General features: G+C 65.1%; 16 protein-coding genes. 13 read left to right on the forward strand and 3 right to left on the reverse strand.

From position 1 onward, the window contains the following. The first annotated feature begins 37 nt into the window (after positions 1-37). The 7 genes from LOC56_RS00660 to LOC56_RS00690 all read left to right on the forward strand — a co-directional run bounded on the left by LOC56_RS00660 (position 38) and on the right by LOC56_RS00690 (position 9,029). Entirely contained in the window at positions 38-1,570 is a 1,533-nt protein-coding gene (locus LOC56_RS00660; RefSeq protein ID WP_229949582.1) for an ABC transporter permease, read from the forward strand. 11 nt (positions 1,571-1,581) lie between these two features. Next, positions 1,582-2,625: an ABC transporter permease gene (locus tag LOC56_RS00665; RefSeq protein WP_229949584.1), complete on the forward strand. Its 1,044-nt coding sequence runs from the start codon at positions 1,582-1,584 to the stop codon at positions 2,623-2,625. Then, positions 2,622-4,406, forward strand: a complete 1,785-nt coding sequence (locus LOC56_RS00670; RefSeq protein ID WP_229949586.1) for an ABC transporter ATP-binding protein — start codon at positions 2,622-2,624, stop codon at positions 4,404-4,406. The genes LOC56_RS00665 and LOC56_RS00670 overlap by 4 nt, the downstream gene beginning before the upstream one ends. Positions 4,407-4,674: 268 nt before the next feature. After that, the gene (locus tag LOC56_RS00675; RefSeq protein WP_229949588.1) at positions 4,675-6,174 is read left to right on the forward strand and encodes a CoA-acylating methylmalonate-semialdehyde dehydrogenase; all 1,500 of its coding nucleotides are present in this window, start codon (positions 4,675-4,677) and stop codon (positions 6,172-6,174) included. Beyond that, on the forward strand, positions 6,174-7,256 hold the full coding sequence (locus LOC56_RS00680; protein ID WP_442860034.1) for an enoyl-CoA hydratase/isomerase family protein: 1,083 nt from the start codon (positions 6,174-6,176) through the stop codon (positions 7,254-7,256). Before LOC56_RS00675 ends, LOC56_RS00680 begins: the two co-directional genes overlap by 1 nt. Continuing rightward, complete coding sequence (mmsB, locus tag LOC56_RS00685; protein ID WP_229949590.1) at positions 7,249-8,196, forward strand: 3-hydroxyisobutyrate dehydrogenase; 948 nt, start codon at positions 7,249-7,251, stop codon at positions 8,194-8,196. Before LOC56_RS00680 ends, mmsB begins: the two co-directional genes overlap by 8 nt. A 53-nt stretch (positions 8,197-8,249) precedes the next feature. Continuing rightward, a complete protein-coding gene (locus tag LOC56_RS00690; RefSeq protein ID WP_229949592.1) occupies positions 8,250-9,029 on the forward strand; it encodes an enoyl-CoA hydratase in 780 nt (259 codons plus the stop codon). A 38-nt stretch (positions 9,030-9,067) separates the two neighbouring features. Here LOC56_RS00690 and LOC56_RS00695 read toward each other — a convergent pair whose 3' ends face one another. Then, entirely contained in the window at positions 9,068-9,574 is a 507-nt protein-coding gene (locus tag LOC56_RS00695; protein WP_229949594.1) for a MarR family winged helix-turn-helix transcriptional regulator, read from the reverse strand. A gap of 311 nt (positions 9,575-9,885) precedes the next feature. Here LOC56_RS00695 and LOC56_RS00700 point away from each other — a divergent pair, with 311 nt between their 5' ends. Together LOC56_RS00700 and LOC56_RS16360 are read left to right on the forward strand one after the other, a co-directional pair. Beyond that, entirely contained in the window at positions 9,886-11,019 is a 1,134-nt protein-coding gene (locus LOC56_RS00700) for an acyl-CoA dehydrogenase family protein (RefSeq protein ID WP_229949960.1), read from the forward strand. Positions 11,020-11,100: 81 nt separating this feature from the next. Then, positions 11,101-11,175, forward strand: coding sequence for a 50S ribosomal protein bL37 (locus LOC56_RS16360; protein ID WP_369299106.1), 75 nt, complete (start codon positions 11,101-11,103; stop codon positions 11,173-11,175). Between the two features lie 102 nt (positions 11,176-11,277). On the opposite strand, the gene rsrA is transcribed toward LOC56_RS16360, so the two are convergent. Continuing rightward, on the reverse strand, positions 11,278-11,538 hold the full coding sequence (rsrA, locus tag LOC56_RS00705) for a mycothiol system anti-sigma-R factor (RefSeq protein ID WP_227918317.1): 261 nt from the start codon (positions 11,536-11,538) through the stop codon (positions 11,278-11,280). Beyond that, positions 11,535-12,218, reverse strand: coding sequence for a sigma-70 family RNA polymerase sigma factor (locus LOC56_RS00710; RefSeq protein WP_227918318.1), 684 nt, complete (start codon positions 12,216-12,218; stop codon positions 11,535-11,537). The genes rsrA and LOC56_RS00710 overlap by 4 nt, the downstream gene beginning before the upstream one ends. Before the next feature lie 311 nt (positions 12,219-12,529). On the opposite strand from LOC56_RS00710, the gene LOC56_RS00715 reads away from it, so the two are divergent. The 4 genes from LOC56_RS00715 (at position 12,530) to hisN (ending at position 16,427) form a co-directional block, all read left to right on the forward strand. After that, positions 12,530-13,078 carry a DoxX family protein gene (locus tag LOC56_RS00715; RefSeq protein WP_229949595.1) on the forward strand — a complete coding sequence of 183 codons (549 nt, stop codon included), beginning with the start codon at positions 12,530-12,532 and terminating at the stop codon, positions 13,076-13,078. Positions 13,079-13,083: 5 nt separating this feature from the next. Continuing rightward, a complete protein-coding gene (gene aroA, locus LOC56_RS00720) occupies positions 13,084-14,400 on the forward strand; it encodes a 3-phosphoshikimate 1-carboxyvinyltransferase (protein ID WP_229949597.1) in 1,317 nt (438 codons plus the stop codon). Then, a complete protein-coding gene (gene rsgA / locus LOC56_RS00725; RefSeq protein ID WP_229949599.1) occupies positions 14,397-15,512 on the forward strand; it encodes a ribosome small subunit-dependent GTPase A in 1,116 nt (371 codons plus the stop codon). Before aroA ends, rsgA begins: the two co-directional genes overlap by 4 nt. Before the next feature lie 105 nt (positions 15,513-15,617). Then, complete coding sequence (gene hisN, locus LOC56_RS00730) at positions 15,618-16,427, forward strand: histidinol-phosphatase (protein ID WP_229949601.1); 810 nt, start codon at positions 15,618-15,620, stop codon at positions 16,425-16,427. The last annotated feature ends 1 nt before the right edge of the window (position 16,428 follow it).

The following is a 16,428-nucleotide window of genomic DNA, read 5'->3' on the forward strand; positions in this document are numbered from 1 at the left end:
CGCGGCGTTCTTTAGTCCCACTCCAAGGAGCCCCACGGTGTTCTACTTCATTCTTAAAAGAGCGGTCAGTTCGTTCTTTATTCTTCTGGCCGCCACGGCACTCATGTTTGTCCTGGCCGTCAATTCCGGCGACCCCCTCCATGACCTCGCCGAGCTGCGCAACGATGACCGGGAATCCCGCATAGCCGCCCGTACCGAAGCCATGCACCTGGATCAGCCGATCCACATCCGTTACCTCCTCTGGCTGCAGGAAATCGGCCGCTGCATCATGCCCGGCGGCGCACAGTGCACGCTGGGCCTGGACCGCGTAGGCAACCCCGTCATCGAGCAACTGGAATCCGCCGTCGGTTCAACCTTCCGCCTGGTGGTCGTAGCAACGGTGCTCGCGATCATCCTGGGCGTGCTCATCGGTGTTGTGACCGCCCTGCGGCAGTACAGCGTGTTCGACTACTCGATCACATTCGTTGCCTTCCTCCTGTTCTCCATGCCGCTCTTCTGGCTCTCCACGCTCCTCAAGCAGTACCTCGCCATCGGGCTCAACACCTGGCTGGTGAATCCAACCATGTCCTATCTGGGCATAGTGCTGCTGGGGTTGGTGGCCGGGTTGATCTGGATGGTTGTCATCGGCGGCGACCGCCGACGACGGATCCAGGTATTCGCGGTGGCAGCCGTGGCAACTTCGGTAACCATGCTCTTGTTGCTGATGTCCGGTTGGTTCAAGACCCCCGGTTTCGGTCCCGTCGGCATCCTGGTGAGCGCCGTCGCCATCGCCCTCGGAACCACTGCCCTGTTCGCCGGGTTCCGGCGCCGCCGGATTGTCTTTGCAGCCCTTGCTACGGCCGCAGCCGGTTTTGTCGGCTATCTGGTCACGATGGGCATCATGAAAGACCCCGACTGGCTGACCATTGCCGGCCTGGCACTGGTGACCGTTGCCGTTTCCGCTGCCATCGGGCACTTCGTGGGCGGACCGTACGCCAAGCAGACCCGGCAGCTCACTGCCGTCGTCGGCCTGCTGATCGGTTCCGTCGTGTTCCTGGATTCACTCCTGCACGCCTACCCGACGCTGTCCCGCAAGACCGGCGGCCGCCCCATTCCCACCACCGGTTCCTCCACGCCCAACCTCGAGGGAACCTTCTGGGAAGTGAATCTCGATTACGCGCTGTACCTGGTGCTGCCGACCATCGCGATCATGCTGATTTCGTTTGCCATGTACACCCGCTACACCCGGGCCAGCCAGCTGGACGTAATGACCCAGGACTACATCCGCACAGCACGGGCCAAGGGGCTCAGCGAACGGACGGTCGTGGTCAAGCACGCGTTCCGCAACGCAATGATCCCGATCACCACCCTGATGGCCTTCGACTTCGCCGGCGTGCTCGGCGGCGCCGTGGTCACGGAATCGGTGTTCGGCTGGAACGGCATGGGCAAGATGTTCACCGACGGACTCACCAACGTGGACCCCAATGTCATCATGGCGTTCTTCCTCGTGACGGGCGTGGCCGCGGTGGCCTTCAACATGCTGGCTGACATCGCGTACGCGTTCCTCGATCCGCGCATCAGCCTGAACTGATTGGTAGAGCAATGACTGATAACAAGATTTCCGCGGACGGGCCGAAGGAAAGCAGCCCGGAGCTGACGGCCATGACGCTGGAGAGCCAGCGGACCGTCACGGCGGACGCACCCGCAACCAGGGGCGTCGTCGCTGAGCCGAAGATCACCGAGGCAAAGAGCCAGTCCAAGCTGGTCCGCGAACGCTTCCTGCGGCATAAGGGAGCCATGGGCGGAATGATCGGCCTGCTGTTCATTGTGCTGCTGGCGTTCTCCTCAATCGGCTTCAACATCGGCCCGCTGCATATTCCGGGCTGGTGGCAGCACACCTTCTACGAGGTGCAGGAAACCTCCGACGGCGGGAAACCGACCCTGTCCTGGACCGGGCTGGGCGACCATCCGTTCGGCCAGGACGCCCTGGGCCGGGACTACTTCGCGATGACCATGCGCGGGGCGCAGATCTCCCTGATCATTGCCTTCATCGTGGGTATTGTCGGAACCGTCATCGGAACCGTCGTCGGTGCCCTGGCCGGGTATTACCGCGGGCGGGTCGAAGCCGTCCTGATGCGCTTCACCGATGTCATCATCACCATTCCCCTGCTGGTGGTCGCAGCTGTGCTGGCCACCATCGTGGCGGACTTCGGAATCGTGGTCTTCGCGGCCTTCCTGGGCATGCTCACTTGGACCGGGCTTGCCCGGATTGTCCGCGGCGAATTCCTGTCCCTCCGGGAGAAGGAGTTCGTCGAGGCGGCCAAGTCCGTGGGTGCCAGCTCGGCCCGGATCATCTTTAAGCACATCCTGCCCAACACCGTAGGCGTCATCATCGTCTCGGCCACGCTGGCCATTTCCGGCGCCATCCTGCTCGAAACCGCCCTCGGTTTCCTGGGCCTGGGCGTGCAGGAACCTGACACCTCGCTGGGCAAGCTGATCAATGACAACCGGTCAGCCATGACCGTGCGCCCCTGGGTCTTCCTCTGGCCCGGCGTGTTTATCGTGGCCATTGCCCTCGCCGTCAACTTCATCGGCGACGGGCTCCGGGATGCGTTTGATCCCCGACAGACAAGGAACAAGCAATGACCTCCACACCGGTATACAGCGACACCCCGGCAACGGGAACCGGTTCCCCCATCCTTGAGGTCACCGGACTCGGCGTCGATTTCAACGTCGACAACGAATGGGTCATGGCCGCCGAAGACGTGAACTACAAGGTCTATCCCGGGGAGATCCTGGCGATCGTCGGCGAATCCGGCTCGGGAAAGAGCATGTCTTCCATGGCACTGCTCGGCCTGCTGCCCGGCAACGGGCGGTCCACCGGCAGTGCGAAACTGCACGGCAAGGAACTCATCGGCGCCCCGCAGTCGGCGCTGCGGAAGATCCGCGGCAATGACATCGCCATGATTTTCCAGGAGCCCATGACGGCCCTGAACCCGGTCCTGACGGTGGGTGAGCAGGTGAAGGAGATCATCGAGCAGCACACCGATGCGTCCCCCGCGGATGCCAAGGCACGCGCCATTGAGCTGCTGCGCATGGTGGAGATTCCTGATCCGGAGACCCGCTACGACAATTACCCGCACCAGTTCTCCGGCGGGCAGCGCCAGCGGGCCATGATTGCCATTGCCATTGCCAATGATCCGATCCTGCTGATCGCCGATGAACCCACGACCGCCCTGGACGTTACGGTCCAGGCGGAAGTACTCGAACTGCTGCGCAGGCTCAACAAACGCCTGAACAGCGCCATCCTGCTCATCACCCATGACATGGGCGTGGTGGCCGACCTTGCGGACAACGTGGTGGTCATGCAAAACGGGCGGATCGTGGAAGCCTCCTCGGTGGTGGATCTCTTCGCCGCACCTCAGCAGGACTACACCAAGGCCCTGCTCGACGCCGTGCCGCACCTCGGTTCCAAGGTGGGCGGTGTGCTGGCAGCCGTCGAGGTGGAGGATGACGGCTCCCTGCAGATCACCGATGCACCCCGGGCGGTTATGAAGGCCTCCGAGGAAGTGGCCGAACCGACGTCGTCGCAGACCCCCGCCCTGCAGCTGGAGAATGTGGCCATCGAGTATCCGGGACGGTTCCGCACCGCGGCCTTCCGTGCGGTATCCGATGTTTCCTTCACGATCATGCCCGGCGAAGTCATGGGTTTGGTGGGCGAATCCGGTTCGGGGAAGTCCACCATCGGACGCGCCGTCACCGGCCTGCTGCCGGTGGCCGAGGGAAGTGTGCGGATCAACGGAACAGACATCGCAGGGCTGTCACCGAAAAAAATGCGGCCCCTGCGGCGGAAGTTCGCCATCGTCTTCCAGGACCCGGCGGCATCACTGAATCCTCGGATGTCCATCGGCGAGAGCATCGGCGAGCCGCTGTTCCTGCATGAGAAGCTGTCCAAGGCCGAGCTGGATAAGCGGGTGGAGAACCTGCTCGATGACGTCCAGCTGCCCAAGAGCTTCCGTAACCGGTACCCGCACGAACTCTCCGGCGGCCAGCGCCAGCGTGTGGGCATTGCCCGGGCGCTCTCGCTGCGGCCGTCCCTGCTCGTGGCGGATGAGCCGACGTCGGCGCTGGATGTGTCAGTGCAGGCACGGGTGCTGGCGCTGCTGCAGGACCTGCAGCAGGAGTACGGCTTTGCCTGCCTGTTCGTCAGCCACGACCTGGCGGTGGTCGAGATCCTGGCCAGCCATATCGCCGTGCTGAACAAGGGCAGGATGGTGGAGCAGGGTTCCACCGAACAGGTCCTGAAGTATCCGCAGGATCCGTACACCCGGCGCCTGCTGGCAGCGGCACCGGTGCCCGACCCGGCCGAGCAGGCCTACCGCCGAGAGCAGCGCTATGCGCTCCTCTCGGCCGGCAGCGAGGAATAGGCTGAACGGCGCCGAATAGGTAAACACAGCACAACGAAACCGCGGCGGCGGCGTCAGTGGCGGAAGACCATCTTCCCCACGGCGCCGCCGTCGTCGTTGCCGGGGTGTTGTTCCAGGGTGCAGCCGGGCCGGTGGATGCCGCTTAGCCGAACCGGCAGTCTGGAATTTAGTTGGATGTCCGACTATGTTGGGGTGGGAAGACAGTGTCGCGGCTCACACTCGGCCGGGGTGCAGCTTCGCAATTTACGGTGCAAAGGAGCATTCCATTATGGTTCGCGAGCTATCGCATTACGTTGACGGACAGCATGTTGGAGGCACCTCCGGGCGCTTCAGCGATGTCTACGATCCCTGCACGGGTGAGGTCTCCGCCAGGGTGCCCCTGGCCAGCACCGAGGAAGTCCGCAACATTGTTTCCAACGCGGAGAAGGGCCAGCTGGAATGGGCGGCCATGAACCCGCAGCGGCGAGGCCGGATCCTGCTTCGGTTCGTCGATCTGGTGAACCGGAACATGAACGAACTGGCCACCCTGTTGTCCTCGGAACACGGCAAGACTCTCCTCGACGCGAAAGGCGACATCCAGCGGGGCATCGAGGTGGTGGAATTCGCCGCCGGCGCCCCGCACCTGCTCAAGGGCGAGTTCTCGGACAACGCGGGGGCCGGCGTCGACGTCCATTCAATGCGCCAGCCGCTCGGCGTCGTAGCCGGAATCACGCCGTTCAACTTTCCGGCCATGATTCCGCTGTGGAAATCGGGTCCGGCACTGGCTGCGGGCAATTCCTTCATCCTCAAGCCCTCCGAGCGGGACCCATCCGTACCCCTGCGCCTCGCCGAGCTCTTTACGGAGGCCGGCCTTCCGGCCGGTGTCTTTAACGTGGTCAACGGCGACAAGGAAGCGGTTGATGCGCTGCTGGAGGATCCGCGGGTCTCTGCCATCGGCTTTGTCGGCTCCACGCCGATTGCGCAGTACATCTACGCCACTGCTGCTGCACACGGAAAGCGCGCCCAGTGTTTCGGCGGCGCGAAAAACCACATGGTGATCATGCCGGATGCCGACCTGGACATGGCAGCCGATGCCCTGATCGGTGCCGGCTTCGGCTCCGCCGGTGAACGCTGCATGGCCATCTCCGTGGCCGTGCCCGTCGGCAAGGACACCGGCGACGCGCTCGTGGCGAAACTTGAGGAGCGGATCGCCGTACTCAAGGTCGGACACAGCCTCGCCAAGGATTCGGATTTCGGCCCGGTGGTCGCGGCTTCCGCGAAGGAACGGATCGAAGGCTACATCCAGGCCGGTGTGGATGAGGGTGCCACCCTGCTGGCCGACGGGCGCGGCCTCGCGGTAGAGGGCTACGACGGCGGCTTCTGGGTGGGGCCCACTCTCTTCGACAATGTCACCAAGGACATGACGATTTACAAGGAAGAGATTTTCGGGCCCGTGCTCAGCGTGCTCCGCGCCGACGACTACGACGAGGCCCTGCGCCTGTGCAGCGAACACGAGTTCGGCAACGGAGTGTCCATCTTCACCCGGGACGGTGACTCCGCCCGCGATTTCGCGAGCCGGGTCCAGGTCGGCATGGTGGGCATCAACGTCCCCATCCCGGTCCCTATCGCCTACTACACCTTCGGCGGCTGGAAGGCTTCCGGATTCGGCGACCTCAACCAGCACGGTGCGGATGCCTTCCGCTTCTATACCAAGACCAAGACGGTCACCACGCGCTGGCCGTCGGGGATCCGCACCGGCGCCAGCTTCGTTATGCCGGAAGGCAGCTGATGGCAGCCATGGACTCCGGGAAGCCTGCCACGGATGAGGTGCTGTTCGAATGCCGCGGCCGGCTGGGGGTCATAACGCTCAACCGCCCGCGGGCCGTCAATGCGCTTACGGCCGGCATGGCATCTGCCATGCTGGAGCAGCTCAGGCTCTGGGCCGGCGACGATTCCGTGGCAGCTGTGCTGGTACGCGGCTCCGGCGAACGGGGATTGTGCGCGGGCGGCGACATCGTGGCCATCTACCGCGACATGCTCGACGGCGGCAACGCCACAGCCGCCTTCTGGGCGGACGAATACACGCTCAACTCGCTCATTTCGAACTACCCCAAGCCGTACGTGGCCTTCATGGACGGTCTGGTGCTCGGGGGCGGAGTGGGAATCTCCGCCCACGGCTCCGTCCGGATCGTCACCGAGCGGACCCGGCTGGGCATGCCGGAAACCACCATCGGCTTCGTGCCCGACGTCGGCGGAACCCTGCTGCTCTCCCGCGCGCCCGGGGAGACCGGCACCCATGCAGCCCTCACCGGCGCCCACCTGAACGCTGCCGACGCGGTGTTCCTGGGGTTCGCGGACCACTTCGTTCCGTCGGCGAAGCTTGAGGACCTCGCCAGGGCACTTGAAAGCGAACCCGTGGACTCCGCCGTCGCACGCTTCGCTGAGGAGGCCCCGCAGTCCGGACTCGCAGGGCAGGAATGGATAGACGCCTGCTACGCCGGGACTGACGCCGAGGAAATTGTGCGGCGGCTGCGGGCTTTCGATGGGCAGGCCCGGGAGGAGGCGGCCAAGGCTGCCGAGGCAATAGCAGCCAAGTCCCCCACCGCGGTGAAAGTTGCACTGGTATCGCTGCGCCGGGTGAAGGGCCTGAGCCTGGAGAAAGCCCTGGAACAGGAGTACCGGGTGGGCCTGCGGTTCCTCGCCGGACCCGATTTCCGGGAGGGCATCCGTGCCCAGGTGGTGGATAAGGACTTTTCCCCGGCCTGGCAGCCCGCCTCGCTGGCAAAGGTCAGCGACGAGGACGTCGAATCGTATTTCGCGCCACTGGGCGACCGTGAACTGATACTTCCCAAGGAGCACAACAATGTCTGAACCATTCGCTTCGGCGCTGAGCCATGGGGAGCAGCCCGCTCCGGTCGCCTTCCTCGGACTGGGCCACATGGGCGGACCGATGGCCGTGAATCTCGTGAACGCCGGATACTCCGTCACCGGGTTCGACGTAATACCCGCGGCCCTCGAAACTGCTGAGGCAAACGGCATCGCCACAGCCGGCAGTGCCGCCGCCGCAGTGGCCGGTGCCGGCGTAGTGCTCACCATGCTGCCCAGCGGCAAGCATCTGCTGGACGCCTATCGGGGCACCGGAGACCAGCCGGGGCTGCTCGCCGCGGCCGCACCCAACACCCTTTTCCTTGATTGCTCCACCATCAATGTGGAGGAGGCCCGGGAGGCAGCAGAACTCGCGGTTGCGGCCGGCCACCGGGCTGTAGACGCGCCGGTCTCCGGCGGCGTCGTGGGCGCCGAGGCAGGCACTTTGACCTTTATGGTGGGCGCACTGCCGGAGGATTTCAAAGCAGTCAGCCCGATGCTCGAGGTGATGGGCCGGCGCGTAGTGCACTGCGGAGAGCACGGTGCAGGCCAGGCCGCCAAGATCTGCAACAACATGATCCTCGGAATCTCCATGATCGCGGTCAGCGAAGCGTTTGTCCTGGGCGAAAAGCTGGGCCTGACCCACCAGGCCCTGTTCGATGTTGCCTCGGCGGCCTCCGGCCAGTGCTGGGCGCTGACCACAAACTGCCCCGTGCCGGGCCCGGTGCCCGCCAGCCCCGCCAACCGCGACTACCAGCCGGGTTTCGCTGGAGCCCTGATGGCCAAGGACCTGAAGCTGGCCCTCAACGCACTCGAAAGCACGGGTGTCGCCGCGCAGTTGGGACCGCTCGCTTCGGCAATTTACGATGACTTTGCCGCGGACGGCGGGGCGGGCCGGGATTTCTCCGGCATCATCACCGATATCCGGGATAAGTCCACGCGCTAGGTTTGCACACCGGACAATCCGAAACACTTGAAACAGCACCTGAGGGGCCAGATATGACCAAGCAGTACACCAATATTCTCGTAGAGCAGCGCGGCCGGGTGGGGCTCGTGACGCTCAACCGGCCCGAGGCACTGAACGCGCTGAACAAGGCCACCATGGACGAACTCGTGCACGCAGTGTCCGCCATGGATGCGGACCCCGCGGTCGGGGCCGTTGTGGTGACCGGATCCGGCAAGGCCTTCGCCGCCGGGGCGGACATCAAGGAAATGCAGTCCAAGGGCTACATGGACATGTATGCCGCGGACTGGTTCCGCGGCTGGGAAGACTTCACCCGCCTGCGTATCCCGGTGATAGCCGCAGTGTCCGGTTTCGCCCTGGGCGGCGGCTGCGAGCTCGCGATGATGTGCGATTTCATCATTGCCGGCGACAATGCCAAATTCGGCCAGCCGGAAATCAATCTGGGAGTGCTCCCCGGCATGGGCGGCTCCCAGCGGCTCACCCGCGCCGTGGGAAAGTCCAAAGCCATGGACATGATCCTGACCGGGCGCTTCATGGGTGCCGAGGAAGCCGAACGCGCCGGCCTCGTTTCCCGCGTGGTTCCTGCAGCGGACGTGGTCGAGGAGGCCATGGAGGCCGCCGCGGTCATTGCCTCCAAATCCAAGCCGGTGGCGATGGTTGCCAAGGAAGCCGTCAACGCGGCGTTCGAGACGGGGCTGGCCCAGGGTGTGCTCTTCGAACGGCGCGTCTTCCACTCGCTGTTTGCCACCGAGGACCAGAAGGAAGGCATGGCGGCCTTCGTCGAGAAGCGCAAGCCGGACTTCACCCACCGCTGAGGCGGTGCGTCCGGCCGCGCCGTTCAGTCGCTGAAGTCTCAGTCGCTGAAGTCGCCGGCGTTCCTGCGGAAGCTGCCGAGGATCTGGATCAGCTGGTCCACATCCTGCTCTCCGAATCCGGATTGCGCGAATACCCCCGAGTTCAGGGCCAGGGTCGCCTGCTTGGCCAGCGTCCGTCCCTCCGGAGTGAGCTCAATCAAGGTGGTGCGCCCGTCTGTGGGATGCGGTGAGCGGATCACCAGTTCCGCGTCCTGCAGACGGTCGACGGCGTTCGTCACCGAGGTGGGGTGCACCTGGAGAAGTGCGCTGGCCTTGTTCATCGGCAGCGCCCCGCTGCGGGCAAAGCTCAGGAGGGCGAGGAGTTCGTAGCGGGCAAACGTCAGCCCGAACGGCTTCAAGACCCCCTCAATCCGGGCCAGCAGGATCTGTTGGGTCCGCATGATGGCTGTGATGGCAGCCATCGGTGCGGCGACGTCGGACCAGCCGTGCCGTTCCCAGTTCAGCCTGGCGTCCGCAATGGGATCACGCGGCAGCGGCGTTGCCACGGCACCTCCGGCTTCCCGTTCTGGATTTCATAGGCCCCAGCCTAGCTTTTCAGTGCCGGAAAGTCGGCTTCGGTAGCTTGCGGGTCCGCCGCCGCGATCCGGTCTCCGGGCCCCGGCCGGCAACCGGCGTAATGGTGATCCATGTCACTCTGCAATATACTAGGACGTCCAAGGGTTAGGAAGAGCCGGTTCATCCATGCCGGGTCGCTACGAAGGGATGCTCGCCCGTGCAGCCACAAAGCCGTGACACCGGACAGAACCTCACAGGGACGGACGACGCGTTCGTCCAGCCTTTCCCGGACGTTGACCTTATGTACATCGTTGACCTGCTTCCTCCGGAGGAACAGTCCCGCTACCGGGAGGTCCGCAGCTTCCTCCAGTCCCGGATCCGGGCGGCTTCGATCGACTACTGGAACAGGGAGGAGTTTCCCTTCGAACTGGTCGCGGAGCTGGGCAAGTACGGCCTCGGCGGTCTGCAGACAGACGGAAGCTCCAAACTGTTCAAGGGACTTATGTACGCGGAGGTGGCGCGCGCCGATGTTTCCCTCTCCGCGCTGGTGGGGATCCACAACGAGCTGATCGTCGGCATGGTGAACCAGCTCGGCTCCGAGGAGCAGAAGGCACGCTGGCTGCCGGGCCTCACCGCCCTCACGCAGATCGGCGCCTTCGCCCTGACCGAACCGGACCACGGATCGGACATAGCCGGCGGGCTGGCCACTACGGCGCGGCTCGACGGGGACGAGTGGGTGATCAACGGCGCCAAGCGCTGGATCGGTGCCGGTACCATCGCCGATTTTGCCCTGGTCTGGGCGAGGGACGTCGCCGACCAGCAGATAAAGTGCTTCCTCGTAGAAACGGACCGTCCCGGTTATACGGCCGCAAAGATCGCAAACAAGATCGGGCTTCGGATCATGCAGAACGCGGATATCGTGCTCGACGACGTCCGCATCCCGGCAGCCAACCTCCTGCCGGGTGCCACCGACTTTTCCAAAGCCAATGAGCTGCTGCGCGATTCGCGCGCATGGGTGGGCTGGCAGGCCGCAGGCATACAGCTGGCCGCGTTCGACGTCGCACGTTCCTACGCCCTGAACCGGAAGCAGTTCGGCAAGGAGCTCGCCCGGTTCCAGCTGGTCCAGCAGCAGCTGGCCGAAATCCTGGGCAATGCCTCCGTCTCGCTCGCGCTGATGGCACAGCTTGCCGGAATCCAGCAGGACGGCAAGCTCGAAATGGTCCAGGCGGCGATGGCCAAGTCCACCACTACCCGGCTGGCCCGGGCATCGGTGGCCATGGGGCGGTCCCTGCTGGGCGGTAACGGCATCAGCACGGACTATGAGATGGGCAAGCTTTTCGGCGATGCCGAAATCCTCTACACCTACGAGGGCAGCTACGAGATCAATTCACTGATCGTCGCGCGGGCCGTGACCGGGAAGTCGGCATTCGTCTAGGCAGCCGGGCACGCGTTAGGCGTGCGCGTGAGGCATGTGGGACACTGGAGGGCAGAACTTTTCGAATCGAAGGAGGCAGCTATGAGCAAGCGTGCACGCAAGCGTCGTGACCGTAAGCGCGGCGGCGCTAACCACGGTAAGCGTCCCAACACCTAAGCGAAGCTTTGGTAGCCGCGTGGCCGGACGGCCAGGCAAAAAGAACCCCCGGAACCGTTTGGTACCGGGGGTTCTTTGTGTCTGCGACGGTGCGCTACGGAATCAGTGGTCCGCCGTCTGGATCTGGCTGATGCGGGTGAGGATGCTGGCCTTCAGCGTCTCGGGCGCTGCCTCGGTGCAGGACCGCTTCACCACCGAACGGATGACGCACTCAAGGTCATGTTCCTGGGCGCATTCGGGGCATCCGTCGAGGTGTTCCTTGATTTCCACCAGGTCCTCGTGGGACAGGGCGCCGTCCAGGTACTCGTACAGCCGTTCGATGCGGGCGTCGTCGCAATCGCCCAGGCTCTGGCAATCGCTCATAGCTCATTCCCCTGTTTCTTGGTTGATGCGCCGGCGGCTTCGGCTGCGGGCACTTTGCCCTTGATACCGCGCTCGTGTGCATACTCCGCCAGGAGCTCGCGGAGCATCTTGCGTCCACGGTGCAGCCGGGACATCACGGTGCCGATCGGCGTATTCATGATTTCTGAAATTTCCTTGTACGCGAAGCCCTCCACATCGGAGAAGTACACGGCAAGCCGGAACTCCTCCGGGATGGACTGCAGGGCATCCTTGACATCGGAATCGGGCAGGTGGTCCAAAGCAACTGCTTCAGCGGACCGCAGCCCGGTTGAGCTGTGTTCGGCCGCACGGGCCAGCTGCCAGTCCTCAACGCCGTCGGAGTTGGCCTGCAGGGGTTCCCGCTGCCGCTTCCGATAGAGGTTGATGTACGTGTTGGTCAGGATGCGGTACAGCCAGGCCTTGAGGTTGGTTCCCGGCCGGTACTGGTGGAAAGCGGAGAAAGCCTTGGTGTAGGCCTCCTGAACGAGGTCCTCCGCGTCCGAGGGATTGCGAGCCATGCGCATGGCCGCTGAATAGAGCTGGTCCACATACTGCATGGCGTCCTGCTCAAAACGAAGCTTGCGTGCCTCATCCGATTCGGTGGCAACGTCGAGTTCGAAGTTTTCCACGTGGGGGCTGCCTTCCGGCGCATCAGTTCTCATCACCTCCCAGTCTACGGTGCGGGCGGGAACCCGTACGCGTAGCTTCGGCCCGCGGATAGTCCGCGCTGTGGTCAGCGTGGCGGCTGGCACGATGCTTTTCTCCTGACTGTCGGCAAAGCACATCCTGATACTGGTGCCAACGACGACGCCGGGCCCGCTATTCCCGCCCCCTCCCGGCGGACGGCGGGAAAGGCCCGACGACGGACCGCGGGACGAAACGTGTGCCGCAGGCCGCAAAATGCCAGACTAAGGTGGAAGCAGCACCAAATGTTGTTTTTTTCGCGTAAGTGATGGATTTCCCAGGAGGCACTATGTCGATAGTCCGTTTGATTGCACGTCCTTTGCTCGCAACCGGCTTCGTGGCCGTAGGCGTGGAGCGCCTTCGCAACGCTGACCAGACCGCCGAACAGCTCGCCCCCACGCTGAAGAAGATCGGCAGCACCGTTCCTGCCGCCGCAGCATTCACGTCCAACCCGGCGCTCGTAGCCAAGGTTGTCGGCTACACGCAGGTCGGCGCTGCCTCGATGCTCGGCACGGGCAAGTTCGCCCGTCTGGCGTCCCTCCTGCTCGCCGGAACCGCCGCACTGAACTCCGTGGTGGAATACCGCAACGCCGAGGCCTCCACCGCGGCCGAGCGCAAGGAACGCCGCAACCAGCTGCTCAAGAACCTCTCCCTGATCGGCGGCGTCCTGCTCGCTGCCGTTGACACCAACGGCCGTCCGGGACTTGCCTGGCGCGCCGGGCACCTTGCCTCCGGCACGAGCCGCAAGACCCGCGCCGTCTCCAAGTCGGTTTCGAAGAGCACGCGCAAGCAGCTCAAGGCAGTGTCCAACGCCGCTTCGGACATCGTCGGTTCCTAGCAGCAATGAGTGCTCCGAATGCCGGGGTGCCGGCTACCTGGCCGGCACCCTTCGTCACCTCGCCCGTAGACGCAACAGTCGCGGTGCCGGGTTCGAAGTCGCTGACCAACCGATACCTGGTCCTTGCCGCCCTTGCAGACGGCAGGTCCCGGCTGCGGGCACCCCTGCATTCGCGGGATTCGGAGCTTATGGTCTCCGCCCTGCGCTCCCTCGGAGCAACAATCACGGAAATCCCCGGCGACGGCCCCTTCGGACCGGACCTGCTCATAGATCCGGTCCCGGCAGCCGCCCGCGGGACGCGGCAGATTGACTGCGGCCTGGCCGGGACGGTCATGCGCTTTGTGCCGCCCCTGGCAGGACTCGTCCCCGGAACCACCGGGTTCGACGGCGACCCGCACGCCCGTAGCCGGCCCATGTCCGCCATCATTGACGCCCTGCGCTCCCTCGGGGTGCAGGTTGATGACGACGGCGCCGGTTCCCTGCCCTTCACCGTCACCGGCTCCGGGCGCATCGCCGGCGGCCGCCTGGAGATCGACGCCGCCGCCTCCTCGCAGTTTGTCTCCGCCCTGCTGCTGGCGGCACCGCGTTTCGACAAGGGCCTGCACCTTGTCCACCGCGGCAGCACGCTGCCGAGCCCGGACCACATTGCCATGACGGTCTCGGTACTGCGCGGCGCCGGAGTGGACGTTGATGATTCCGTTCCCAACGAATGGCGGGTGGCACCCGGCCCCATTGCCGCCTTCGACACCGTGATTGAACCGGACCTGTCCAATGCCGGCCCCTTCCTCGCCGCGGCGCTGGTGGCCGGCGGGACCGTACGCGTGACCGGCTGGCCCGCCTCAACCACCCAGGTGGGCGATAAGTGGCGGAGCATCCTCCCGGCCTTGGGCGCGTCCGTGGACCTGTCCGGCGGCACGCTCACCGTCACCGGCACCGGCCGCATCAGCGGCGCCGATCTGGCAGACACCAGCGAACTTGCCCCCACGGTGGCCGCTCTCTGTGCCCTCGGAAGTTCGCCGTCCCGCCTTACCGGGATAGCGCACCTCCGCGGCCACGAGACGGACCGGCTGGCCGCACTCGTCACTGAAATCAACCGGCTCGGCGGAGACGCGGAAGAAACAGCAGACGGTCTGATCATCCGGCCGGCGACGCTGCACGGAGGCACCTGGGAAACCTACGCCGACCACCGGATGGCCACCGCCGGCGCGCTGATCGGCCTGGCCGTGCCCGGCGTCGTCGTACGCGATATCTCCACAACAGCCAAGACCCTGCCGCAGTTCCCCGAACTCTGGCAGCAGTTGACCCGATCGGCGGAAGCATGACACGCAGTACCAGCGGCTGGGACGAGTCCGATGTCCGCGTCCGGCCCAATAAAAAAGGCTCCCGGCCCCGCACCAAGGACCGCCCCGCCCACGACGACGCCGTCATTGGCCGGATCATCACCGTGGACCGCGGCAGGTATACCGCCGTGGTGGATGAAGACACCGCCAACGAGCGCACCGTCATTGCCGCCCGTGCCAGGGAACTGAGGCGCACCCCGGTGGTGGCCGGGGACCTGGTGGCGCTGGTCGGCGACGTAAGCGGCGCCCCGGACACCCTGGCCCGGCTTGTCCGTGTCGAAGAACGCCGAACCCTGCTGCGCCGCAGCGCCGACGACACGGATCCGGTGGAACGCGTGGTTGTGGCCAACGCCGACCAGCTGGTGATTGTGGTGGCCGCCGCCAACCCCGAGCCCCGCACCGGCTTCATCGACCGCGCCCTCGTTGCTGCGTACGACGCCGGGATCTCCCCCGTCCTCTGCATCACCAAAGCGGACATCAAGGACCCGGCCGATCTGCTGGCGAACTACGAACACCTGGACATGGACGTCATAATCAGCCGCACCGCGGCAGCTGACGCCTCGGGCATCGATGCCCGATCCGACGACGGCCTTTCCGCGCGTCTTCAGGGCACCGCCGTCGAGGCCCTCCACGAGGTGCTGAAGAACAACGTCAGCGTCCTGGTTGGACCCTCCGGCGTCGGCAAATCCACCCTGGTCAATGCCCTGACGGGTTCGGCCCGGGCCACCGGCGGAGTCAACGCCGTCACCGGACGCGGCAGGCATACGTCTTCCTCCGCCCTGGCCCTGCGGCTGAGCGATTCCCCCGCAGGAAGCTGGATCATCGACACCCCGGGCATCCGTTCCTTCGGCCTGGCCCATGTGGACCCGGACCGGATCCTGCAGGCCTTCCCCGACCTTGAGCCGGGCACCGCCGACTGTGAGCGCGGCTGCCGGCACGATTCGCTCGCCGTTGGCTGCGGGCTGGACCCGTGGGTGGAAGGCGGCCATGCCGGGCCCGCCGGCCCCGCGCGGCTCGCTTCGCTGCGGCGGCTGCTGGGCACCGGAACCCGCACGGAGAATAAGTCCTCCGCGAAGGAGCTCGGCGAGCAATAGCCCTCCGTGGCGCCGGGTTCGGCGTCGCTGAGATTTGCCAGGACACCGCCCGCTAACGGGCCTAATGCGGGGCTGTGCCCGCCGAATAAGGATAAGTTGAAGAGTATGCCCTTCGTTCAGAACTACAACGATGACCTGCGCTTGGCCCATGTGATGGCTGATTCCGTGGATGACCAGACCATGTCGCGCTTCCGGGCCCTGGATTTGAAGATCGAGACCAAGCCGGACTTCACGCCTGTCACTGACGCCGACAAAGCCGCTGAAGATGCCATCCGGGGACAGCTCTCCCGCGCCCGGCCCCGGGATGCGGTACTGGGCGAGGAGTTCGGTTCCAGCGGCTCCGGCCCGCGGCGGTGGATCATCGATCCGATCGACGGCACCAAGAACTTCATCCGCGGCGTCCCCGTGTGGGCCACCCTGATTGCACTGGTGGACGACGGCGTCCCCGTGGTCGGCCTCGTCAGCGCGCCTGCGCTGGGCAAGCGCTGGTGGGCAGCCACCGGCACGGGGGCCTACATGGGCCGGTCCCTGGCTGCGGCCACCCGCCTGCATGTCTCCAACGTTTCGCGGCTGTCCGATGCCTCGCTGTCCTACTCCAGCCTCGGCGGCTGGAAGGACCGCGGCAACCTCGAAGAGTTCCTGGACCTGACCGAGTCCGTTTGGCGTACCCGCGCCTACGGCGATTTCTGGTCCTACTGCATGGTGGCCGAGGGCGCCGTGGACATTGCCTGCGAGCCTGAACTGAACCTTTATGACATGGCGGCCCTCGTTCCGATCGTGACCGAGGCCGGCGGCCGCTTTTCCTCACTCGACGGCGAGGACGGCCCCTTCGGCGGAAACGCGCTGGCGACCAACGGGACGCTGCACAGCGAAGTGCTGCAGCGCCTGAATCCCGATCTGGACGACCTCCTGTAGC

It is taken from the genome of Arthrobacter sp. zg-Y179, assembly GCF_020907345.1.
In the GTDB taxonomy this organism is placed as follows: Bacteria; Actinomycetota; Actinomycetes; order Actinomycetales; family Micrococcaceae; genus Arthrobacter_B; species Arthrobacter_B jinronghuae.

Bases quoted from the DNA above. Each gene is read 5' to 3' on its own strand.
- rsrA (WP_227918317.1), bottom strand. From the start codon at position 11,538: ATGAGCGATTGCCAGAGCCTGGGCGATTGCGACGACGCCCGCATCGAA.
- LOC56_RS00715 (WP_229949595.1), top strand. From the start codon at position 12,530: ATGTCGATAGTCCGTTTGATTGCACGTCCTTTGCTCGCAACCGGCTTC.
- mmsB (WP_229949590.1), top strand. From the start codon at position 7,249: ATGTCTGAACCATTCGCTTCGGCGCTGAGCCATGGGGAGCAGCCCGCT.
- hisN (WP_229949601.1), top strand. From the start codon at position 15,618: ATGCCCTTCGTTCAGAACTACAACGATGACCTGCGCTTGGCCCATGTG.
- LOC56_RS00690 (WP_229949592.1), top strand. From the start codon at position 8,250: ATGACCAAGCAGTACACCAATATTCTCGTAGAGCAGCGCGGCCGGGTG.
- aroA (WP_229949597.1), top strand. From the start codon at position 13,084: ATGAGTGCTCCGAATGCCGGGGTGCCGGCTACCTGGCCGGCACCCTTC.
- LOC56_RS00710 (WP_227918318.1), bottom strand. From the start codon at position 12,218: ATGAGAACTGATGCGCCGGAAGGCAGCCCCCACGTGGAAAACTTCGAA.
- LOC56_RS00670 (WP_229949586.1), top strand. From the start codon at position 2,622: ATGACCTCCACACCGGTATACAGCGACACCCCGGCAACGGGAACCGGT.
- rsgA (WP_229949599.1), top strand. From the start codon at position 14,397: ATGACACGCAGTACCAGCGGCTGGGACGAGTCCGATGTCCGCGTCCGG.
- LOC56_RS00700 (WP_229949960.1), top strand. From the start codon at position 9,886: ATGTACATCGTTGACCTGCTTCCTCCGGAGGAACAGTCCCGCTACCGG.
- LOC56_RS00675 (WP_229949588.1), top strand. From the start codon at position 4,675: ATGGTTCGCGAGCTATCGCATTACGTTGACGGACAGCATGTTGGAGGC.
- LOC56_RS00665 (WP_229949584.1), top strand. From the start codon at position 1,582: ATGACTGATAACAAGATTTCCGCGGACGGGCCGAAGGAAAGCAGCCCG.
- LOC56_RS00680 (WP_442860034.1), top strand. From the start codon at position 6,174: ATGGCAGCCATGGACTCCGGGAAGCCTGCCACGGATGAGGTGCTGTTC.